This is a genomic window from Rahnella sp. 1L-D-7-B-C2 (genome assembly GCF_057290995.1).
This window is the reverse complement of record NZ_JBXAVQ010000007.1, coordinates 128,494-149,684: the sequence shown is the minus strand read 5'-3', so window position 1 is coordinate 149,684 and position 21,191 is coordinate 128,494. Positions and strand designations below refer to the sequence as shown.

19 protein-coding genes are annotated in these 21,191 nt (G+C 52.3%); 4 read left to right on the top strand and 15 right to left on the bottom strand.

Features of this window, described 5'->3' with window-relative positions; translation table 11 throughout:
• Nucleotides 1–50: 50 nt before the first annotated feature.
• From AC0Z7K_RS13950 to xseB, 4 genes are all read right to left on the bottom strand, one after another.
• Complete coding sequence (locus tag AC0Z7K_RS13950) at nucleotides 51–1,025, bottom strand: aldo/keto reductase (RefSeq protein WP_485614916.1); 975 nt, start codon at nucleotides 1,023–1,025, stop codon at nucleotides 51–53.
• 149 nt (nucleotides 1,026–1,174) lie between these two features.
• On the bottom strand, nucleotides 1,175–3,037 hold the full coding sequence (gene dxs, locus AC0Z7K_RS13945; RefSeq protein WP_413528062.1) for a 1-deoxy-D-xylulose-5-phosphate synthase: 1,863 nt from the start codon (nucleotides 3,035–3,037) through the stop codon (nucleotides 1,175–1,177).
• Between the two features lie 19 nt (nucleotides 3,038–3,056).
• Complete coding sequence (gene ispA / locus AC0Z7K_RS13940; RefSeq protein ID WP_485614915.1) at nucleotides 3,057–3,986, bottom strand: (2E,6E)-farnesyl diphosphate synthase; 930 nt, start codon at nucleotides 3,984–3,986, stop codon at nucleotides 3,057–3,059.
• A 6-nt stretch (nucleotides 3,987–3,992) separates the two neighbouring features.
• Nucleotides 3,993–4,238 (bottom strand): exodeoxyribonuclease VII small subunit, encoded by a 246-nt coding sequence (xseB, locus tag AC0Z7K_RS13935; RefSeq protein ID WP_485614914.1) that lies wholly within the window; start codon nucleotides 4,236–4,238, stop codon nucleotides 3,993–3,995.
• A 289-nt stretch (nucleotides 4,239–4,527) separates the two neighbouring features.
• Here xseB and thiI point away from each other — a divergent pair, with 289 nt between their 5' ends.
• On the top strand, nucleotides 4,528–5,976 hold the full coding sequence (gene thiI, locus AC0Z7K_RS13930; protein WP_413528065.1) for a tRNA uracil 4-sulfurtransferase ThiI: 1,449 nt from the start codon (nucleotides 4,528–4,530) through the stop codon (nucleotides 5,974–5,976).
• 65 nt (nucleotides 5,977–6,041) lie between these two features.
• Here the strand turns inward: thiI and yajL are convergent, their stop codons facing one another.
• Complete coding sequence (gene yajL / locus AC0Z7K_RS13925) at nucleotides 6,042–6,650, bottom strand: protein deglycase YajL (protein WP_413528066.1); 609 nt, start codon at nucleotides 6,648–6,650, stop codon at nucleotides 6,042–6,044.
• Complete coding sequence (gene panE, locus AC0Z7K_RS13920; protein ID WP_485614913.1) at nucleotides 6,613–7,524, bottom strand: 2-dehydropantoate 2-reductase; 912 nt, start codon at nucleotides 7,522–7,524, stop codon at nucleotides 6,613–6,615. The genes yajL and panE overlap by 38 nt, the downstream gene beginning before the upstream one ends.
• A gap of 239 nt (nucleotides 7,525–7,763) precedes the next feature.
• Between panE and AC0Z7K_RS13915 the strand changes: the two genes are divergently transcribed.
• Complete coding sequence (locus AC0Z7K_RS13915; protein WP_112164301.1) at nucleotides 7,764–8,255, top strand: YajQ family cyclic di-GMP-binding protein; 492 nt, start codon at nucleotides 7,764–7,766, stop codon at nucleotides 8,253–8,255.
• A 55-nt stretch (nucleotides 8,256–8,310) separates the two neighbouring features.
• Here AC0Z7K_RS13915 and AC0Z7K_RS13910 read toward each other — a convergent pair whose 3' ends face one another.
• From AC0Z7K_RS13910 to AC0Z7K_RS13870, 9 genes are all read right to left on the bottom strand, one after another.
• A complete protein-coding gene (locus tag AC0Z7K_RS13910; protein WP_485614912.1) occupies nucleotides 8,311–9,609 on the bottom strand; it encodes a Gfo/Idh/MocA family protein in 1,299 nt (432 codons plus the stop codon).
• Between the two features lie 177 nt (nucleotides 9,610–9,786).
• Nucleotides 9,787–11,151, bottom strand: coding sequence for an MFS transporter (locus AC0Z7K_RS13905; RefSeq protein WP_413528069.1), 1,365 nt, complete (start codon nucleotides 11,149–11,151; stop codon nucleotides 9,787–9,789).
• A 188-nt stretch (nucleotides 11,152–11,339) separates the two neighbouring features.
• Entirely contained in the window at nucleotides 11,340–12,224 is an 885-nt protein-coding gene (cyoE, locus tag AC0Z7K_RS13900; RefSeq protein ID WP_112164304.1) for a heme o synthase, read from the bottom strand.
• An 18-nt stretch (nucleotides 12,225–12,242) separates the two neighbouring features.
• The gene (locus AC0Z7K_RS13895) at nucleotides 12,243–12,575 is read right to left on the bottom strand and encodes a cytochrome o ubiquinol oxidase subunit IV (protein ID WP_056771051.1); all 333 of its coding nucleotides are present in this window, start codon (nucleotides 12,573–12,575) and stop codon (nucleotides 12,243–12,245) included.
• A complete protein-coding gene (locus tag AC0Z7K_RS13890) occupies nucleotides 12,572–13,189 on the bottom strand; it encodes a cytochrome o ubiquinol oxidase subunit III (protein WP_485614911.1) in 618 nt (205 codons plus the stop codon). Before AC0Z7K_RS13890 ends, AC0Z7K_RS13895 begins: the two co-directional genes overlap by 4 nt.
• On the bottom strand, nucleotides 13,179–15,170 hold the full coding sequence (gene cyoB / locus AC0Z7K_RS13885) for a cytochrome o ubiquinol oxidase subunit I (protein ID WP_112164306.1): 1,992 nt from the start codon (nucleotides 15,168–15,170) through the stop codon (nucleotides 13,179–13,181). The genes AC0Z7K_RS13890 and cyoB overlap by 11 nt, the downstream gene beginning before the upstream one ends.
• A 3-nt stretch (nucleotides 15,171–15,173) precedes the next feature.
• On the bottom strand, nucleotides 15,174–16,133 hold the full coding sequence (gene cyoA / locus AC0Z7K_RS13880) for a cytochrome o ubiquinol oxidase subunit II (protein WP_485614910.1): 960 nt from the start codon (nucleotides 16,131–16,133) through the stop codon (nucleotides 15,174–15,176).
• Between the two features lie 435 nt (nucleotides 16,134–16,568).
• The gene (gene ampG / locus AC0Z7K_RS13875) at nucleotides 16,569–18,047 is read right to left on the bottom strand and encodes a muropeptide MFS transporter AmpG (RefSeq protein WP_413528071.1); all 1,479 of its coding nucleotides are present in this window, start codon (nucleotides 18,045–18,047) and stop codon (nucleotides 16,569–16,571) included.
• A gap of 149 nt (nucleotides 18,048–18,196) precedes the next feature.
• Nucleotides 18,197–18,775 (bottom strand): lipoprotein, encoded by a 579-nt coding sequence (locus AC0Z7K_RS13870; protein ID WP_413528072.1) that lies wholly within the window; start codon nucleotides 18,773–18,775, stop codon nucleotides 18,197–18,199.
• A 343-nt stretch (nucleotides 18,776–19,118) separates the two neighbouring features.
• Here AC0Z7K_RS13870 and bolA point away from each other — a divergent pair, with 343 nt between their 5' ends.
• Together bolA and tig are read left to right on the top strand one after the other, a co-directional pair.
• On the top strand, nucleotides 19,119–19,433 hold the full coding sequence (gene bolA, locus AC0Z7K_RS13865) for a transcriptional regulator BolA (protein WP_112164311.1): 315 nt from the start codon (nucleotides 19,119–19,121) through the stop codon (nucleotides 19,431–19,433).
• A 447-nt stretch (nucleotides 19,434–19,880) separates the two neighbouring features.
• The gene (tig, locus tag AC0Z7K_RS13860; RefSeq protein WP_413528073.1) at nucleotides 19,881–21,185 is read left to right on the top strand and encodes a trigger factor; all 1,305 of its coding nucleotides are present in this window, start codon (nucleotides 19,881–19,883) and stop codon (nucleotides 21,183–21,185) included.
• Nucleotides 21,186–21,191: the final 6 nt, after the last annotated feature.

The window sequence follows — 21,191 nt, the reverse complement described above, 5'->3', positions numbered from 1 at the left end:
TTGATTCTGTCGCGCCTTTTTGTTTTCAACTCAACGATGTTTCGCTGATCTTATTCAAAACCGACGGCCTTGTGCGGCACGTAAGCCATTTCCAGTTCGGCGATTTCTTCGATGGTCAGCCTGATGTTCAGCGCGGCAATCGCGTCGTCGAGGTGAGCCGGGCGAGAAGCACCGATGATAGGTGCCGTGATCACGTGTTTGCTGAGGATCCACGCCAGCGCGATCTGCGCACGCGGCACGCCGTGGTCTTCGGCGATTTTACCTACGCGTTCAGCGATTTTAGCGTCAGCTGCATCGGTGGCGTCATACAGTGTATTGGCAAAGCTGTCAGACACAGAACGCGCAGTGGTTTCGCCCCACGGACGCGTTAACTTACCGCGCGCCAGCGGGCTCCACGGCAGCACCGCAATATTCTCTTCCAGACAAAGCGGATACATTTCCTTCTCTTCTTCCCGCTGAATGAGGTTGTATTGATCCTGCATCGAGACAAAACGTGCCCAGCCATTTTGCTCAGAAATATCCAACGCCTGTTTGAACTGATGGGCGTGCATGGAAGACGCCCCGATAAAGCGCGCCTTACCGGCTTTCACTACGTCGTTGAGCGCTTCCAGCGTTTCTTCAATCGGCGTGTTGTAATCCCAGCGGTGGATTTGCAGCAGATCGACGTATTCCATGCCGAGGCGGCGCAGGCTGTCGTCGATGGATTGCATGATGGAGGCGCGGGACAATCCGCCTTCCAGGCCGGTGATCGGATAAAATACTTTGGTGGCGACAACGATGTCATCGCGTTTTACGAAATCCTTTAGCGCACGTCCGACGATCTCTTCGCTGCTGCCGTCAGAATAGCTGTTGGCGGTGTCAAAGAAGTTAATGCCCGCATCCAGCGCCTGTTTGATGATCGGGCGGCTGCTCTCTTCCGGCAGTGTCCAGGCATGTCTGCCGCGATCCGGTTCGCCATAGGTCATACAACCCAGACACAGTTGCGACACTTTCAGACCGGTTTTTCCCAACGTGGTGTATTGCATTGCATCTCTCCGTAAAAGCCTGCGCCGTGACCGGCAGGCGTTAAAAAATGATTAGCATGCTTAACTGTAGCTCACAGAACGGCGGGATCGTGGAAGAGATGAGGATGCGGGGGGAGAAACCCCTCTTTCAGGCGAAAGAGGGGAAATAATCAGGCCAGCCAGTCGGTGATTTGACGGTCGATCCCTTCGGCATCCAGCCCGACGTCATGACGGATTTCGTCCTGTGTGCCTTGGGGCACAAAGCTGTCGGCCAGACCAATATTCAGCACCGGCACCAGCATACGTTTCGCCATCAGCAATTCATTCACACCGCTGCCTGCGCCGCCCATAATGGCGTTCTCTTCAACCGTGACCAGCACTTCGTGGCTGGCGGCCAGTTCCAGAATCAGGGCTTCGTCCAGCGGTTTCACAAAGCGCATGTCCACCACGGTGGCATTACGTTTTTCAGCGGCTTCCAGCGCATCCGGCAACAAAGTCCCGAAGTTGAGGATCGCCACTTTCTCGCCTTCGCGGCGTACTACGCCTTTACCCATTGGCAGTGACACCAGCGGCTCGCAGGTTGCGCCAGTGCCCGTACCACGCGGATAACGCACCGCTACCGGGCCGCCGTTATGGTGATAACCGGTGTGCAGCATCTGGCGACATTCGTTTTCATCACTTGGCGTCATGATGATCATGTTCGGAATGCAGCGCAGGAACGAAAGATCGAACGCGCCCTGATGCGTCTGGCCGTCGGCGCCGACAATACCGCCACGGTCGATGGCAAAGAGCACCGGCAGATTCTGGATCGCCACGTCGTGGATCACCTGATCGTACGCACGTTGCAGGAAGGTGGAATAAATCGCCACGATCGGTTTGTAACCGCCAATCGCCAGACCGGCAGCAAAGGTCACGGCGTGTTGTTCTGCGATAGCGACGTCGAAGTACTGCTGCGGATATTCGCGGGAGAAGCGCACCATGCCGGAGCCTTCGCGCATCGCAGGCGTCACCGCCATCAGCTTGCTGTCTTTAGCCGCCGTTTCGCACAGCCAGTCGCCGAAGACTTTCGAATAGGTCGGTAAACCCTCTTTGCCTTTTGGCAAAATACCGGAAGCCGGATCGAATTTTGGCACCGCGTGCCAGCCTATCGGATCTTTTTCGGCAGGCGCATAGCCTTTACCTTTTTTGGTCATGATGTGCAGCAATTGCGGGCCTTTGAGGTCACGCATGTTTTTCAGCGTTTGCACCAGTGCCACCACGTCATGTCCGTCAACCGGGCCGATGTAGTTAAAGCCCAGCTCTTCAAACAGCGTGCCCGGCACCATCATGCCTTTCAGATGTTCTTCAGTCCGTCGCACCAGTTCTTTGATAGGCGGTATGCCGGAAAGTACCTTTTTGCCGCCTTCACGCAGATGCGAATACAATTTACCGGATAACAGCTGCGCCAGATGATTGTTCAGCGCACCGACGTTTTCGGAAATCGACATTTCGTTGTCGTTGAGGATAACCAGCATGTCGGGTTTGATATCACCGGCGTGGTTCATGGCTTCGAAGGCCATACCGGCGGTGATCGCGCCATCACCAATTACGCAGACCGTACGGCGGTTCTTGCCTTCGCGCTCGGCGGCAACGGCCATACCCAACCCGGCGCTGATTGACGTCGACGAGTGGCCGACAGACAGCGTGTCGTATTCGCTTTCACCGCGCCACGGGAATGGGTGCAGGCCGCCTTTCTGGCGGATGGTGGAAATCCGGTCACGGCGTCCGGTCAAAATTTTATGCGGATAGGCCTGATGGCCGACATCCCAGACCACGTGGTCGAACGGCGTTTTGTAGACATAGTGCATGGCTACGGTCAGTTCAACCGTTCCCAGCCCGGACGCAAAGTGTCCGCTGGACTGGCTGACGCTGGCCAGCAAATACTGGCGCAGTTCGTCGCACAGCTTAGGCAGGCTCTCTTTAGGAAGTGAACGGAGATCTTCAGGATTCTCCGCCAGCGCCAGTGTCGGGTATTTGGCTAGTTCAAGACTCATCAGTTGCTCATAGTAAGTATTAATTATCGCGCTCAATAATGAAGCTGGCTAACGCGAGAAGTGGCGCTGTGTTGTAAGAAAGCGCGGCGAGCTGGTTCAGTGCGGAAACGGCTTCCTGATGCAGGTCCATGGCCTTGGCCTTTGCACCGTCTAGCCCCAGCAGGGCAGGGTAAGTACTTTTACCGAGTTGTTGATCCGCACCCTGACGTTTGCCCAACGTGGCGGTATCGCCAATCACGTCCAGAATGTCATCCTGAACCTGAAACGCCAGGCCAATCGCCTGTGCATAGGTATCCAGTATAGGCAAAACGGCGCGTCCGGTATTGCCAGCGGCCAGCGCGCCCATGCGCACTGCGGCACGGATCAGCGCACCAGTTTTATGACGGTGAATTCTCTCCAGTGCGTCGAGGCTGACCTGCTGGCCTTCGGCGGCCAGATCCAGCGCCTGTCCGCCGCACATGCCGCTGGCACCGCTGGCGGACGCCAGTTCCGACACCATCGACAGGCGATCTTTGATCGCAACGTCCGGCATATCGCCGTCGGCTAAAATGGTGAAAGCCAGCGTTTGCAGCGCGTCACCGGCGAGGATCGCGTTCGCTTCGCCAAATTTGATGTGACAGGTCGGCTGGCCGCGACGCAGATCGTCGTCATCCATCGCCGGCAGATCGTCGTGGATCAGCGAATACGCATGAATGCATTCAACAGCGGCGGCAGGCGCATCGAGATTTTTCACATCCAGACCGAACAGCTCCCCGGTGGCGTACACCAGATAAGGGCGCATACGTTTACCGCCAAGAAGCGCACCGTAGCGCATAGCTTCAACCAGCGGTAAATCAGCCAGTGGCAGAGCGTCAATGTAGGCGGTCAGAACGGCGTCTACACGCTGCTGCATGGCGCGCAGCTCACGGGAGAATTCGCCAGCCGGAGAAAGAGACGTCGCTTCAGACATATTCCGTTACTCTGCTTGCGGTGTGAAAGGTGCCAGCGGTGCATCTTCATCGCTGTCGAGCAGGATCTGCACACGCTGTTCGGCCTGTTGCAGTTTTTGCTGCCCCTGACGGGCAAGCTGGACGCCTTGCTCAAATTCATTCAGCGCGTCTTCTAAAGGTAATTCGCCTGATTCAAGGCGGGCAACGATCTGTTCCAGGTCGGCCAGCGTAGTTTCAAAATTGGCGGGTGGTGGTGCAGATTTTTTCGGCATAATTCTCTTTCAATATCGTTGACAAGACTCGGTGACCAGAGCGCTGAGACGGCAGGGTCGGTTCTCAGCCCAGGGAGACATCCCGTTAAGCATGGCACTGCTGTTTGGTTTTGCGCGCAGAATATCCATGAAAAGTGATATACTCTGCGCCGCTGAGTTTATTGCTAAGCCCAATGTGGCACAAAACTGATGATTCATAAACAAACATAAGGCTTAGCAATAATAGGATCCTAGATCCTTATTCAGTGACTTACTACCCCGTTCTTTAACCTGCTAACAAAAGACTGCCATGAAGTTTATCATTAAATTGTTCCCTGAAATCACCATCAAGAGCCAATCTGTGCGTTTGCGCTTCATTAAGATCCTCTCAAGCAGCATTCGCAACATTGTGCGGCCGCATGATGAGACGCTGGCAGTCGTACGCCATTGGGATCATATCGAAGTTCGCAGCAAAGACGAAAGCAAACACGATCTCATCCAGGAAATGCTGTGCCGTATTCCGGGCATCCGCTACGTAGAAGAAGTAGAAGATCGTCCTTATACCGATATGCACAACATTTTCGAACAGGCGCTCGAAGCCTATCGCTCTGAAGTCGAAGGCAAAACTTTCTGCGTGCGTGTAAAACGTCGCGGTAAGCATGAATTCAGCTCCGGCGACGTAGAGCGCTACGTGGGCGGCGGTCTGAATCAGCACATTGAGTCTGCACGGGTGAATCTGACTTCGCCAGAAGTGACGGTGAAGCTGGAAATCAACGACGACAAACTGGTGCTGGTGAAAAGCCGTCTGGAAGGTCAGGGCGGTTATCCGATCGGCACGCAGGAAGACGTGATGTCGCTCATCTCCGGCGGTTTCGATTCCGGTGTTTCCAGTTATATGCTGATGCGTCGCGGCTGTCGTGTGCATTACTGCTTCTTTAATCTTGGCGGCGCGGCCCATGAAATCGGTGTAAAACAGGTGGCGCATTACCTGTGGAACCGTTTTGGCAGTTCGCACCGCGTGCGTTTTATTGCCATTGATTTTGAACCGGTGGTCGGTGAGATCCTGGAAAAAGTCGAAGACGGTCAGATGGGCGTCGTTCTCAAACGTATGATGGTGCGCGCAGCGTCATCTATCGCAGAGCGTTACGGCGTGCAGGCGCTGGTGACCGGCGAAGCGCTGGGCCAGGTATCGAGCCAGACGCTGACCAACTTACGCCTGATCGACAACGTTTCTGACACGCTGATCCTACGACCGCTGATTTCTCACGATAAAGAGCACATCATCAAGATTGCCCGTGAAATCGGCACCGAAGACTTCGCCAAAACCATGCCGGAATACTGCGGTGTGATTTCGAAAAGCCCGACCGTGAAAGCGGTGAAAGCCAAAATTGAAGCCGAAGAAGCGATGTTCGATTTCGCAGTGCTGGATAAAGTGGTGAGCGAAGCGCGAAACGTTGATATCCGAGAAATTGCTGAGCAGGCCGCTCAGGAAGTACCTGAAGTCGAAACCGTGGCGGAGTTTGTTTCTACCGATATCGTGCTCGACGTGCGTGCGCCTGATGAAGCAGAAGCAGACCCGCTGGCACTGGAGAATGTCGAAGTGAAAACGCTGGCATTCTATAAGCTGGCGACGCAGTTCGGCGATTTGGATCAGAGTAAAACCTATTTGCTGTACTGCGATCGCGGCGTCATGAGCCGTTTGCAGGCGCTGTATCTGAAAGAGCAGGGCTTTAACAACGTGAAAGTTTATCGCCCCTAATTTTCAGGCGATATAAATAAAGGGGTTCAGCATCGCTGAGCCCCTTTTGCTTTCAGGCTTTCCGGTCAGGATTCTCGGGCGCCTTCGTCGGTGTAGTTGTAAATCCCCGGCGCGAGCACCAGCTGCGCGGCGATTTCTGCGGCTTTGGTTTTACCGAGCAGGAGATCGATAATCTTCAGCGCAAACTCCATTGACGTGCCCGGCCCCTGGCTGGTCAGCAGATTGACGCGCGGATCGAAAATTACCCGGCGGTCTGACCATTTGTTCGGATCGATTTTATCGCGCAGCCCCGGGAAACCGGTCATATTGCCAACCGGGAATAAGTCGTGATATTCCAGCACCAGCGCGGGCGCAGCGCAGATGGCGGCGACAATTTTCCCGCTGATGTGCATCTGACGGACTTTCTCTACCAGCAGCGGACTTTCACTGAAACAGGTGGCCCCACCGAGGCCACCCGGCAAAACGATCACATCAAAGTCGTCATCAGCGACCTCTACCAGCGTGACGTCCGCCAAAATACGCACGCCTCGCGAACAGCGGATTTCCAGATTACCGTCCCCCGCCACGCTGGCGGTGGTGACGTGAATGCCTGCGCGAACCAGCAAATCTATTGCGGTGACGGCTTCAATCTCTTCGCTACCAGGTGCCAGGCAGACCAGAACTGATGCGCTCATAGTCGTTTTCCTTTTTCTTAATTTGTTCAAATATTCGGGTGTTTATCGGCAGGCTCAGCCCGTGTTTGCGACCGCGACGCAGTACATAGCCGGTAATATAATCAATTTCGGTGTGACGCTGATGACGGATATCCTGCAACATTGAAGAATGATTGGCTGCCGTAGTGTCGATCACCTGATAGACAAAACTCAGCAGCGATTCGCTGTGGATCTCATATCCCTCTATCGCCATGACCTGTGCAACTTCCAGACAGATCTGCTCTATCTGGTCGGCGCAGGCGATAAGATCGCCATTAGTACATTCATGAAGCGCGGTGAGGGGATTGATCACGCAGTTAACCGCCAGCTTATTCCACAGTGACGGCCTGATGTTGTCGTGCCACGCAACGTCTGGCAGCGCATGATGTAAGGTATCCGCCAGCGCACTGTGCGCCGCGCCACGCTGCGTGACTGGCCCGATGTGAGTCATACCCGATGCAACGTGCAATATCGCGTTACCCTCGTGCCGGGCGGCGTGGGTGGTGGCGCCTTGTAAGATAGCCAGCCGGTTAGCCGGTAACTCATCCACGGTCCCCATGCCGTTATGCAGCAACAGGATCGTACAATTATCATTGAGCATCGGCATCAGCGCGCTGACCGCGCCTGACACCTGCCACGCTTTCAGCGTTACCAGAAGCAGCTCGCTTTGCGCCAGATGCTCCGGATCATTGGTCGGCATATTACGGTTAAACGCCACGCCTTGCGGGGAAATCACGTTGACGGCACAGAAAGGCTGCGCAATGCGGATCCACCCCTGCACGTCGTGGCCTTGCTGATAAAGGGCTGATAGCCAAAGTTGTCCCAGCGCACCGCAACCTAATACTGTAATTTTCATTGTGCCTCCCGGGATTGGTGGCGAAATACGCCGTAGGAATCGGGTGTAGAAAGAATATTCTGCTGTCCGGTTATCGTATTAGTATAGACATTTGTGCTGCACATCACATTTTCACCTGCACTTTTTGACCCCCGTGCCCATTTGTGACTGGAACTTTGCTGTCGTTTGGCATCGGCGGTTGAAGGCGGTATTATGCACGCCATATAACGTGCAATACAAAACTACAGGGAGAAGCGATTATGCCGTCTTTTGACATTGTTTCCGAAATCGACATGCAGGAAGTTCGTAACGCCGTGGAAAACGCCAGCCGTGATCTGCAAACCCGCTGGGATTTCCGCAATGTACCAGCCAGCTTCGATCTCAACGAAAAAAACGAGAGCATCAAAGTGGCCAGCGAATCTGATTTTCAGGTCAATCAGCTGGTGGATATTCTGCGTGAGAAGTTAGCCAAACGTGGGATTGAAGGCGGCGCGCTGGAAATTCCGGAGCAGATGGATCACAGCGGTAAAACTTACAGCGTGGAAGCCAAACTGCATTCTGGTATTGAATCGACGCTGGCGAAGAAAATCGTCAAGCTGATCAAAGACAGTAAGATCAAAGTGCAGGCGCAGGTTCAGGGCGATGAAGTTCGTGTGACCGGCAAAGCGCGTGACGATCTGCAGGCGGTGATGGCGCTGGTGCGTAACGGGGATTTGGGACAGCCATTCCAGTTTAAGAATTTTAGAGATTAAAACATTCTTCGTTGAAAACATCAGGGACGCTTAGGGCGTCCCTTTTTCATGCGCGCTATTTCTTCTGTTGCAGGCGTTTCACCAGCTCGAAGTCTTTAAAATAAATCGGTTTGTCGTGCTGCATGGAGAGATTACCGGCGATGCCGGTCAGGATCGACATTGCGCCTGCACGGTGATCTGCCGCGCGCTTTAACGGATCCTCTTTGCGTTCGCCAAACAGATCCTCAAGCATGGCGTTATCTCCGCCGCCGTGACCGCCTTCGCCCAGCGAGAATTCGGCTTCCCACGCTTTGGCAAACAGCGGATACACCACTATTTTTGCCTCTTCCAGACTGCCTTCGTTTTCACGTTTACCACCTGCATTCACGTAGGACATCTCGACGATTTTCATTTCGATACGGCCTTTGGTGCCGTTAAATACCACGTTCAGCCCTTCCCATGGCAGATAGGCGTTGAGTGAATAGGTCATCTGCACTTTGTTCTGGTATTTCACCAGCACCGACAGCGTGTCTTCGATATTGATGCCGTCGCTGAACACGCTCTGATCGCGAAAATAGCTGTCCTCGTGCTCGGCATCGAGATACAGGGCTTTTAGCTGGGCGTTATCAGCCATATGCAGGGCGAAAGGATCGCTCTCTGCCTGCGGATAGCCGTGCGCACGCGGGTAAAACTCCGTCACGCCGCGCTTCTCGGCATTCTCTTTACCATAAAATCGCAAATCGCCCTGTGCGTAAACTTTTTCCGGCGTGCTGTTAAGCCAGAAATTCATCAGATCAAAATGGTGGGTGGATTTGTGCACCAGCAGGCCGCCTGAGTTGCGCTTTTCGCGGTGCCAGCGGCGGAAATAGTCTGCGCCGTGTTCGGTATTGAGCAGCCATTCAAAATGCACAGAAAGGACTTCGCCGATGGTGTCCTGCATCAGGAGTTCGCGGATTTTGCTGTGGTGCGGTGCGTAACGATAGTTGAATGCCACGCGAACCTGATAGCCGGTGGTATCGACCGCATCGAGAATACGTAGCGCGCGGTTTTCATCAATGGTCATCGGTTTTTCGGTGATCACATCGCAACCGGCGTGGAGGGCGCGGACAATGTAATCGTCATGCGTGCGATCCATGCTGGTGACAATTACGATGTCGGGTTTGGTCTCGCTGAGCATGTCGCCGTAGTCGGCGGCTTTCCAGGTGGGAACCGGTGCGATGTCACGCTGCGCCAGCTGCTGATTCGCATAATCCATGCGTGTCTGATTGGTGTCACAGAAAGCCACAAATTTTGCGTTATGGCGGTATTTACCGGTGATCGCGTCAATGTACAAACCTGAACGTCCGCCGGTGCCCACTAAAGCATACGTTTTCATGAGATCCCCAAAGGCTGAAAAGCCGTCATGGCTGACAGAATTTTTGTTAAGGAATTCCTGAGGATAATGATTATGGGAGATTTTTAAGTGAGGTGTATCACAGCGGGGGACATCAAAATGAAATGGCGTGCCATCTTCGAAAGCACGCCCATATTTACTGCAAGCGGTATGTTGAAATCAGGCAGCGCTGACCAGCTGTTCCAGCGCTTTACGGTTAGTCTGTTTGGTGTCGACTTTCACATAAGCACTGAATTCCTCCGGCACCACCACGGCTTCTGCCACGCCCGGCTGCGCCATAATGCGCGCCTGCAGGGCAGAATCTTTCACCGCCAGTTCAGAGAGCGTGATGCGCAGGCTGCTGACATACGGGGGTTCGGTCATGGTCGAACTGACCACCAGCCAGACTACGGCAATCGCCGCGCACACAAGGAAGACTGCGCCTGCACCGGCGTTACCATAGACATAACCGCCTAAGCTGCCGCCAATCGCTACGCCGATAAACTGGCTGGTGGAATAAAGCCCCATTGCGGTGCCTTTGTATCCGGCCGGAGATTCTTTACTGATAAGCGATGGCAGAATTGCTTCCATCACGTTAAATGCGAGGAAGAACAGCTGGATACCGGCGATGACTGCCCACAAATGCAGACCGGCTGACCACAGGACGATTTCTGCCAGCAACAGCACCGCCACGCAGCCCATGAAGACCTGCTTCATGTGACGTTTTTTCTCGGCATAAATAATCACCGGGATCACCGCGACGAATGACGTCAGCATAGTGACCAGATAGACACGCCAGTGCTCGCTTGGCGGGAAGCCTGCGTGTTCCATCACTTGCGGTAACACCACGAAGCTCGACATCAGCAGGATATGCAGGCACAAAATGCCGAAATTCAGCTTCAGCAGTTTCGGGTTGCTCAGCACTTTGCCGAAGCTGCCTTTCACCATGCTCGATTCGCGATTGAGAATATGTGTGGCAGGGGAGGGGACAACGGCGACGGTAATGATGATGCCGACGATAGTCAGCCCGGCAATCGCCCAGAACAGTGCGTGTAAACCCCAGGCGTGCGTGATGATTGGGCCGAGCACCATCGCAATCGCAAAGGTCACGCCGAAGCTGATGCCGATGAAGGCCATTGCTTTGGTGCGGTTCTGCTCGCGGGTGAGATCAGACAGTAGCGCCATGACCGCGGCGGCAATTGCCCCGGAGCCTTGCAGAGCACGACCAATGATCACGCCCCAGATAGATTCGGTAGAGGCGGCAACGATGCTGCCGATACAGAAAATGATTAAACCAAAAACGATCAGCGGTTTACGACCAACGCGGTCAGACATCAGTCCAAACGGGATTTGAAACACAGCCTGCGCAAGGCCATAAATACCAATTGCGATGCCGATCAGCGTTTCGCTGGCCCCGGATAACGCCATACCGTAGGTGGTCAGGACGGGAAGAACCATGAACATGCCGAGCATGCGTAAAGAAAATACTGTCCCTAGTCCCCATGTTGCCCGACTTTCCTGCGGGGTCATCTGGTTATCGTTCACATTACTACCTCAAAATAACAATCGTGCATTGTAGTGCTTTTGGCGAGTTCGGGTAAAACGATGGATCTTTAGCAGATATTACGGGTTTTGCTTTCCGGCAGAACAAAAGAAAAGGCCAGTATCGCTACTGGCCTTTCAGTGTGCTGATTATCGGAATGAACGACAGCGCGTCAGGCTAACAGCTTGGGTCACCAAACGTAGGTTAACAGCGATGTCGGCGCGGAATTAAAGTCCACTGACATCATAAAGCTCAGCGACATAATGGTCACGATGGAGAAGCCAAACAGCTTCCTCGCCCAGACCACGTCGTTCTCAGCCTTGTAACCTTTCAGTGCCATGCCCAGCCACCAGACACTCACCGCACCGGCGACAATCAGGTATTTATAACCTGCATAACCGCTCAGGGTGAGCATCAGCGTGGCAATCATAAACGCCAGAATGTAGACGGTAATATGATGCTTGGCGACGGAAATGCCTTTCACTACCGGCAGAACCGGGATGCCTGCTGCCTGATAATCTTTAAAGCGGAAGATGGCAATCGCGTACGAGTGCGGCATCTGCCACAGGCTGAATATCAGAAGCAGGATCAGCGCACCGGTATCAAACTGGCCTGAAACGGCACAGTAACCAATCACCGGTGGCGCCGCGCCCGACAAACTGCCGATCAGCGTGCCGTATACCGAGTTGCGCTTCATGTAGAGGCTGTAAACGCCGACATAAATCACAAAGCCCATCACCGCCAGCCACATGGCTAGCGGATTGGCGCCGATATACAACAACGCAAAGCCCACAATACCCAGAATAGTGGCGTAAACCAGGGTTGTTTTCGGCGGAATAAGTCCTTTTACCAGGGCCCTGTTCTTCGTTCTTTCCATGATCCGGTCGATGTCGCGGTCGATGAAGTTGTTAAACACACAACCCGATGCCACGACCAGCGAAACGCCCACCAAAGTGGCGAGAAAGAGTGGGAAGTCGATGTTGCCTTTGGCAGCAAGGAGGAATCCCCCGATGACAGAAATTAAGTTGCCGAAAATAATTCCTGGTTTCGTTACTTGCAGGTATTGCTTAATCATCACGTGCAGCTCGGCTCTTTAACTGACCATCATATTGAGGTTGAGGTTATACATAATCCACAATGAGCCCACAACGACGATAAAGATAATCACAGCGGTGAACAGAAATGCCACCAGATTCCAGCGAGCTTCCGACGCAGTACTTAAGTGCAGGAAGAACACCAGATGGACAACGATCTGGATGACCGCGGATGCAACCACGGTACCAATGATCAGTGAATGCGAAGCAGTATCGCTCATGACCATGGCGAACGGGATAACCGTCAGGATCACTGACAGGATGAAGCCAATCAGGTATGACTTCACGCTGCCGTGGCTTGCGCCGCCGTGGGAAGTGGCAGAATGACTCATGCTAATACCCCCATCAGGTAAACAACGGTGAATACACAGATCCAGACAACGTCCAGGAAGTGCCAGAACAGGCTCAGACACATCAGACGGGTTTGGTTAACGGCGTTCAGACCACGACGGCTTACCTGAATCATCATGATGACGATCCAGATCAGACCGCAGGTTACGTGGATCCCGTGAGTCGCTACCAGCGCAAAGAATGCTGACAGGAAACCACTGCGATCCGGACCGAAACCTTCTTTGATCAGGTGATGGAATTCATACACTTCCATGCAGATGAAGCCCAGACCGAACAGGAAGGTCAGGAACAACCAGCCGTTGACCGCTTTCACGCTGCTTTTGCTCATACCGAGCATCGCCATGCCGTACGTAATACTACTGAACAGCAGGAAGAAGGTTTCTACCAGCACGAACGGCAGTTCAAAAATGTCTTTACCAGTCGGGCCACCCGCGGTCCCGTGCACCAGCACCGCGTAAGTTGCGAATAAACTCGCAAACAATACGCAGTCACTCATCAGGTAGATCCAGAAGCCGAAGACTTTGGTCTCACCCGCGTCGTGGTGCCCATGCTCTGCATGGGCTGCGTCGTGGTTAGTCAGGGTATCAGTTGCCATGTTTCACACCTGCTTTACGGATTTGTTCATGATGAAGATTTTCAATACGTTCGACTTCTTCAGCTGATACGTAGTAATCAACATCTTCGTCGAAGCTTTTCACAATCCAGGTCACTACCAGTGCGAGGAAGCTTACTGCTGCCAGCCACCAGATATCCCAGATTAATGCGAAACCACAAACCAGACTCAACATAGCGATGATGAAGCCTGCGCCGCTGTTACGTGGCATATGAATTTTTTCATATTTTGCAGGTTGCTTGTAAGCGGTGCCTTTCTCTTTCATGTCCCAGAACTCATCGCGGTCGTGAATTTGCGGCACGATAGCGAAGTTGTAGAACGGAGGAGGAGAAGAAGTTGACCACTCCAGAGTACGTGCATCCCACGGGTCACCGGTCAGATCGCGGTTCTGGTCGCGGTCGCGGACAGACACGAAGATCATGATCAGCTGACAAAGGATACCGATAGCAATCAGCGCTGCACCGCACGCGGCGATAACCAGCAGCGGATGGAACTCAGGATCGATATTCTGGCTGACACGACGGGTCATACCCATGAAGCCCAATACGTACAGTGGCATGAATGCAACGAAGAAGCCGATGATCCAGAACCAGAATGAACGTACACCCCATTTCTCATTCAGCGTAAAGCCGAAGGATTTAGGGAACCAGTAAGTCAGACCTGCGAAGCAACCGAAGACCACACCACCGATGATAACGTTGTGGAAGTGAGCAATCAGGAACAGGCTGTTGTGCAACACGAAGTCAGCACCCGGAACCGCCAGCAGAACGCCGGTCATACCACCTACAGAGAAGGTGACAATGAAGCCAACGGTCCACAGCATCGCTGCGTTCAGCGTGATACGGCCCTGGTACATGGTGAACAGCCAGTTGAAGATTTTTACCCCGGTCGGGATAGAAATGATCATCGTCATGATGCCGAAGAAGGCATTGACGTTAGCGCCTGAACCCATGGTGAAGAAGTGGTGCAGCCAAACGACGAACGACAACACGGTGATGGCGATGGTTGCCCATACCAGCGAGGTGTAACCGAACAGACGTTTCTTAGAGAAGGTTGCTGTAACTTCAGAGAACACACCAAAGACTGGCAGAACCAAAATGTACACTTCCGGATGGCCCCAGGCCCAAATCAGGTTGATGTACATCATCATGTTGCCGCCCATATCATTCGTGAAGAAATGGGTGCCCAGATAACGGTCTAAAGTCAGCAGTGCAACAGTCACGGTCAGAATCGGGAAGGACACGATAATCAACACGTTGGTGCACAGTGCGGCCCAGGTAAATACCGGCATTTTCATCAGCGGCATGCCTGGTGCGCGCATCTTCAGGATGGTCGCAAAGAAGTTAACACCGGTCAGCAAGGTACCAATACCGGATATCTGTAGACTCCATATCCAATAATCGACCCCCACACCCGGACTGTATTCCTTACCTGACAACGGCGGATAGGCCAACCAACCGGTCTGTGCGAACTCACCGACACCCAGAGAGATGTTGATCAGAATCACAGCGGCAGCGGTGAACCAGAAGCTGACGTTGTTCAGGAACGGAAACGCAACGTCGCGTGCACCGATCTGTAAAGGAACCACCACGTTCATCAAACCGATAACGAAAGGCATCGCCATGAAGAAGATCATGATCACGCCGTGCGCGGTAAAGATTTGGTCGTAGTGATGAGGCGGCAGGAAGCCAGGTTCACCCGCAGAGGCGAGCACCTGCTGGCTACGCATCATGATGGCATCGGCAAAGCCACGCAACAGCATGACGAAAGCCAGAATGATGTACATGATACCTAATTTTTTGTGGTCGACGGAGGTCAGCCACTCGGTCCACAGATACTTCCACTTGCCGAAATAGGTGATACCGGCAACGACTGCCAGACCGCCCAGGATTATTGCGGCAACGGTGACCATGATAATCGGTTCATGATACGGAACCGAATCAAGCGTTAATTTTCCGAACATCGTTTATTCCTCGGCTCCGGCTGCGTGAGACTGTTCACCCATATCCATGCCTTTCATGTCAGTGCCAGCAGGCATTGGCATGGTATGACCTTCTGGCGCTGCCTTCATGTCATGCATGGAGTATTTGCCAATGATTTCTTTGAACAGGCCTGGTTTCGCAACAGAGAAGTATTCGACCGGGTTGTCGATGCTCTGTGCAGCCAGCTTGTTGAAGTCATCAGTGGTTGCCAGTTGGTTCGGTGCGCTTTTCACTTTCGCTACCCATGTGTCGAAATCGCCACGGGTTGGGGTCGCAATTGTGTTGAACTTCATGCCAGAGAAACCACGGCCACTGAAGTTTGACGAGATGCCTTTGTAGGTGCCGGCTTCATTTGCAATTAAATGCAACTGAGTCTGCATACCCGCCATCGCGTAAATCTGTCCGCCTAACTGAGGAATAAAGAACGAGTTCATCACAGAGTCTGAAGTGACTTTGAACTGAACAGGCACGTCTTTAGGGATAACCAGTTCGTTAACAGTTGCGATGCCCTGTTCCGGATAAATGAACAACCATTTCCAGTCCAGAGAAACGACTTCTACCGTCATCGGTTTTTGGTCAGATACGATTGGCTTGAACGGATCAAGCGCATGGGTGGTCTTCCAGGTAATCGTTGCCAGAATGGCAATGATAATAATTGGAACAGTCCAGACGACGGCTTCAATTTTGTTGGAGTGGGACCAGTTAGGACTGTAGGTTGCTTTTGTGTTGGAAGCACGATACTTCCACGCAAAGGCAAACGCCATGATAATAACTGGAATAACAACGATCAGCATTAAACCGATCGCCGTTAAAATCAGCGTTCTCTGTTCAAGTCCAATTGCTCCCTTGGGATCCATCAATGCCGTATTGCAACCGCTTAACATTAACGCGGAAGCAAATAAGGACAACATCCCAATACTTTTATTGTATTTCTTAAGTCTCATCTAACGACCTCAATAACTAGGGCTCTATTGTCGCTTCAGGTGTGCGGGCATTTTACGGGAAGGTTGCAGGACTGTAAACACGCTTAAACAAGTGTCAAAGCGCTGTTGACACTTTATGTTAACGCAGTCACACATGTCACGGATCGTGACAATTCACAGTGGGCAACAATATGTTGCGTATAGATTTTTTTCTATAGTGATGAAAAACAAGGGGTGTCGGAATTTGTAAATATTATTCTCACCGATTATCAGGCCGGAAGGTTTAATTAATGTTAAATTAATGTAGATTTCAGGTGAAATAAAAAGCATCAAATCATCGCCGGAAAAATAAAAACAGAAAATATTATTTTTTCCGACGGCAAATTGTTGAGCAATATTTATAGATGAATTGTTAAATCGACTCCGCCATTCATTTTGAAAACGAATGGCGGAAAATCAGGCGCGTGCGCTGCGGCGCAGTGACAGGAAATCCAGCAGACTGCCGAGAAAAATTCCCGCCAGACAGATGAAGGCTCCGGCTTCGAGCAGCGTCACTGCCAGCGATTGCCACGACGCCCAGCCCAGACTGTTTACAATTAGCGCAATCAGCCAAAAACCGAGCAATACGCTACCGGCTACCATGCAACGCAACGCCCAGCGATACAGTGTGGCGAAGTGGATGCGTGGCAAGAAACTGTCGGTTTTTTGCGTGTACTCCAGTGTTTCGCGACAAACCGCCAGCAACAACAGACCGGGAACGGCGGCCACGATAGAGAACAAATAAAACCACGGCCAGCCGTAGGCTTCAACAAACCAGCCCGCAATCGGCCCGACATACACGCGGCCCACGGCGGAAAGGGCAGACAGCAGCGCGAACTGCGTGGCGGAGAATGATCGGTTGCAGAGCGTCATCAGCAGGGCAACAAAGGCCGCTGTGCCCATGCCGCCACACAGGTTTTCAAAAAATATTGCCGCGCCCATGGAATACAGATGTTTGTCAGTCACCGCGAGGATCCAGTAACCGGCGTTGGAAACGGCCTGCAAAATGCCAAACAGCATCAGCGCGCGAAACAGGCTCAGACGTTGCATTAGCATGCCGCCGAGCAGCGCACCGACAATCGTCGCCAGCAGTCCCAGTGATTTATTCACCAACCCGACTTCTCCGGCATCAAACCCAACGCCGCGAATTAAAAATGTGGTGCTTAGGCTGCCTGCAAAAGCATCACCCATTTTGTACATCACAATCAGCAGTAAAATCAGCCAGGCATTGTTGCGGCCAAAGAAGTCTTTCAGCGGTGCGACCACCGCCATTTCGATAGTGCGGGGCGCGGGCTGCGAATTTTCCGGCTCCGGTGCCATCAGCGTTGCCAGCACGCCACACAGCATCAGGGCGGCCATCAGCCAGTACATGTGTTGCCAGCCGAGATAGCGGTCTGCCAGCCAGAGCGCCAGCCCGCCGGAAACCAGCATCGCCAGCCGGTAACCCAGCACCGAAACCGCTGCGCCGTTGCCGCGCTCTTCAGCAGGTAGTAAATCCGTTTTATAAGCATCGAACACTATATCTTGCGACGCCGAGGCAAAGGCAATCAGCACCGCCAGCGCCGCCAGCCAGAACAGGTCTTTCGACGGATCCATAAAGCCCATACCGAAAATCGCCACGACCAGCAGTAGCTGTGTCAGCACCAACCAGCCGCGCCTGCGGCCGAGAAAAGAGGGCGTGTAGCGGTCCATCATCGGCGACCACAGGAACTTAAAGACGTAAGCCTGACCGACCAGCGAGAAAATACCGATGGTTTTCAGATCGACATTTTCGACCGTCATCCATGCTTGTAACGTGCCGGAGGTCAGCGCCAGCGGTAAACCGGATGCAAAACCCAGCAGCAGTAAAATGACCGTATTACGCTGTGTGAAAATCTTAAAGTACTGACTGATCATGAAAAGTATGTTCCTGCGGACCGGTGAAAGAGTGGCGCATGGGCATAATAAAGGAAGGGATGCTTCACGGGGAATAAATTCACGGTGTTTAATTAGCATTCTGCCCGGACAGGCCGGGCAGAAAATTTCAGGCAGACAACAACGGAGTCTTAACGCGCGTTAGCTTTGATGAAGTCACTGATGCTGGTGTCTGACGCCATGTCGCTGATGACATCGCCCAGCGTGGTGTTCACCGCGGTGGTGATTTTAGCGTTTGTCGCAGACAGCGCGCCCTGAACGTTATAGGTCGAGCGGTAATTTTTCACCTGCTTGCTGCCATTTTTGGCGGTAGCAATGATGGAGATATCTGCTTTGGTGGTGATGTTGTAACGCAGATTACCTTCCTGTACGTCTGCATAAAGATTGTTCACGACGATTTGCAGATCGACTGCACCGTCAGCACCGACCATGTAACCGCGGGCGGTCATTTGTTTTTCCAGAGATTCCTGCAACAGGAAACGCAGGTCGCGGGATGGGGTCAGAGAAATCAGTTGGCCATCGCGGTTAACTTTCGCCAGTGCCTGGTCCTTACGCTGGTCAGCACCGTTAATGCTGATAGTAATACCCTGAAGCGTTGGGTCTTGTGAAGGCAGAACGATTTTTGGCGATACGTCCAGCGTATTGGTGCTGGTGGCGCAACCGGCCAGCATCAACATCGCCAGCACAGGGAAAATGATTTTCTTTAACATGTGTGTTTTCTCAATATTTATAAGGGAATAGTGCTCAAAATTATGCCGACATCATAACATTGCCATTTGCGGGTGGAAGTCCCAACAATCTGGAAAAGTGATTTTTTAGCGTTTTATTTCATCAGGTCTGCTGATTACGGTCTTCATACATGGCTAAGCCGCAGTTTCTTTGACAGACTAAGCGCCGATTTTATCAATCAAACCTATAAATTTTTTGATGTAATTAACGTGGATGTCGGAAAACAGCCTATTCTTAAAGGGTAGAACGTGAAGATAAAGGAATGTAAGACAAAGGGAACCCGACGTGCGCAGTTCTCTGCTGATACGGTGTAAGGAGATAGCGATGATTCGTGAGCAAATAGAAGCAAAGTTAGTCGAGGCGTTTGAACCCGCGTTTCTGGAAGTGACTGACGAAAGCTATCGTCATAATGTACCGGCAGGCTCAGAAAGCCATTTCAAAGTGGTCATGGTATCCGATAAGTTCCTGGGTGAACGTTTTCTGGCGCGCCATCGTGCTATATACGGGCATCTGGCAGAGGAACTAGCAGGGAGTGTTCATGCGCTGGCATTGCACACCTACACCCAAAAAGAATGGGAAGGGTTACAGGATACTGTTCCTGCATCCCCCCCATGTCGCGGTGCGGGAACAATGGCCTGATCGTCGAGATCTGATTCACAAAAGGCATAAATATCGCCGTTTGACGCAGTATCACTGGAACTTTGCTTGTCAGATGCGGTATTAGTAGGTGCGAATTCATGAAACGGCCCGCGGGCCGTTTTTGTTTTTCCTAAGACAGGCAGACGACAAGGGCACTTTTGCCTCTGCATCGACCGCATTTTTCGAAGGATCGAATCCCCGTGTGAGTTTCCCTCCCGCGCTTGTAGATACCGTCCTCGACTCAATGCGTCTGCGTCGCTATAATGTCGCGTCTAATTTTTCCGGAATGGTTTCGGACGCTCTCGAATACAGGGCTACGTTCTGATACAGAACTGTCCCGGTTCTTAGAAGTCGTTTTCAAGGTAAGTTTGCGCTTTTGGTGCTTCTCATCTTGAGAACGACTTCTGGAGTTGACCGAGCACTGTGATTTTTTTTTGAGGTAACAAGATGCAAGTTTCTGTTGAAACCACTCAAGGCCTTGGGCGCCGCTTAACGATTACTGTTCCTGCTGAAAGCATTGAAAAAGCAGTGAAAAGTGAACTGGTCAACGTCTCTAAAAAAGTACGTATTGACGGCTTCCGTAAAGGCAAAGTACCAAGCCACATCATCGAACAGCGTTACGGCGCGTCAGTACGTCAGGACGTACTGGGTGATCTGATGCAACGCAACTTTGTTGATGCGATCATCAAAGAAAAAATTAATCCAGCTGGCGCACCTAATTATATCCCGGGTGAGTACAAGCAGGGTGAAGACTTCACTTTCACCGTTGAATTTGAAGTGTACCCAGAAGTTGAGCTGAAAGATCTGGAAAACATCGAAGTTGAAAAACCGGTTGTTGAAGTTAACGACGCTGATGTTGATACCATGCTGGAAACTCTGCGCAAGCAACAAGCTGACTGGAAAGAAACGGATGCCGCTGTCACCGCAGAAGACCGCGTGACTGTTGATTTCTCCGGTTCTATCGACGGTGAAGATTTCGAAGGCGGTAAAGCCTCTGATTTCGTACTGGCTATGGGCCAGGGCCGCATGATCCCAGGCTTCGAAGAAGGTCTGGTCGGTCACAAAGCCGGTGAAGAATTCACTATCGACGTAAACTTCCCAGAAGATTACCACGCTGAAAATCTGAAAGGTAAAGCGGCTAAGTTCGTTATTACCCTGAAGAAAGTGGAAGAGCGTGAGCTGCCAGAACTGACGCCAGAATTCATCAAACGTTTCGGCGTAGCTGATGGTTCTGTTGAAGGTCTGCGTGCAGAAGTGCGTAAAAACATGGAGCGCGAGCTGAAAGGTGCTGTTCGTAACCGCATCAAAACTCAGGCTATCGACGGTCTGGTCAGCGCTAACGAAATCGACGTGCCCGCTGCACTGATCGACGGCGAAGTTGACGTTCTGCGTCGCCAGGCTGCACAGCGTTTTGGTGGCAACGAAAAACAAGCGCTGGAACTGCCACGCGAGTTGTTCGAAGAGCAAGCTAAACGCCGCGTTGTTGTCGGTCTGCTGCTGGGCGAAGTGATCAGCCAGCACGAACTGAAAGCTGACGAAGATCGCGTTAAAGCGTTGATCGAAGAAATGGCTTCTGCGTACGAAGACCCACAGGAAGTTGTTGAGTTCTACAGCAAAAACAAAGAGCTGATGAACAACATGCGTAACGTTGCGCTGGAAGAACAAGCGGTCGAAACTCTGTTGTCTAAAGCGAAAGTGACTGAAAAAGCCACTACCTTTACTGAGCTGATGAACCAGACTCAACCTGCATAATTTTAT

Coding starts and splice junctions, on each gene's coding strand:
- cyoB (WP_112164306.1), bottom strand. CDS start 15,170: ATGTTCGGAAAATTAACGCTTGATTCGGTTCCGTATCATGAACCGATT.
- bolA (WP_112164311.1), top strand. CDS start 19,119: ATGATTCGTGAGCAAATAGAAGCAAAGTTAGTCGAGGCGTTTGAACCC.
- ampG (WP_413528071.1), bottom strand. CDS start 18,047: ATGATCAGTCAGTACTTTAAGATTTTCACACAGCGTAATACGGTCATT.
- AC0Z7K_RS13950 (WP_485614916.1), bottom strand. CDS start 1,025: ATGCAATACACCACGTTGGGAAAAACCGGTCTGAAAGTGTCGCAACTG.
- AC0Z7K_RS13895 (WP_056771051.1), bottom strand. CDS start 12,575: ATGAGTCATTCTGCCACTTCCCACGGCGGCGCAAGCCACGGCAGCGTG.
- xseB (WP_485614914.1), bottom strand. CDS start 4,238: ATGCCGAAAAAATCTGCACCACCACCCGCCAATTTTGAAACTACGCTG.
- cyoA (WP_485614910.1), bottom strand. CDS start 16,133: ATGAGACTTAAGAAATACAATAAAAGTATTGGGATGTTGTCCTTATTT.
- ispA (WP_485614915.1), bottom strand. CDS start 3,986: ATGTCTGAAGCGACGTCTCTTTCTCCGGCTGGCGAATTCTCCCGTGAG.
- thiI (WP_413528065.1), top strand. CDS start 4,528: ATGAAGTTTATCATTAAATTGTTCCCTGAAATCACCATCAAGAGCCAA.
- yajL (WP_413528066.1), bottom strand. CDS start 6,650: ATGAGCGCATCAGTTCTGGTCTGCCTGGCACCTGGTAGCGAAGAGATT.
- AC0Z7K_RS13910 (WP_485614912.1), bottom strand. CDS start 9,609: ATGAAAACGTATGCTTTAGTGGGCACCGGCGGACGTTCAGGTTTGTAC.
- dxs (WP_413528062.1), bottom strand. CDS start 3,037: ATGAGTCTTGAACTAGCCAAATACCCGACACTGGCGCTGGCGGAGAAT.
- AC0Z7K_RS13890 (WP_485614911.1), bottom strand. CDS start 13,189: ATGGCAACTGATACCCTGACTAACCACGACGCAGCCCATGCAGAGCAT.
- cyoE (WP_112164304.1), bottom strand. CDS start 12,224: ATGATTAAGCAATACCTGCAAGTAACGAAACCAGGAATTATTTTCGGC.
- panE (WP_485614913.1), bottom strand. CDS start 7,524: ATGAAAATTACAGTATTAGGTTGCGGTGCGCTGGGACAACTTTGGCTA.
- tig (WP_413528073.1), top strand. CDS start 19,881: ATGCAAGTTTCTGTTGAAACCACTCAAGGCCTTGGGCGCCGCTTAACG.
- AC0Z7K_RS13915 (WP_112164301.1), top strand. CDS start 7,764: ATGCCGTCTTTTGACATTGTTTCCGAAATCGACATGCAGGAAGTTCGT.
- AC0Z7K_RS13870 (WP_413528072.1), bottom strand. CDS start 18,775: ATGTTAAAGAAAATCATTTTCCCTGTGCTGGCGATGTTGATGCTGGCC.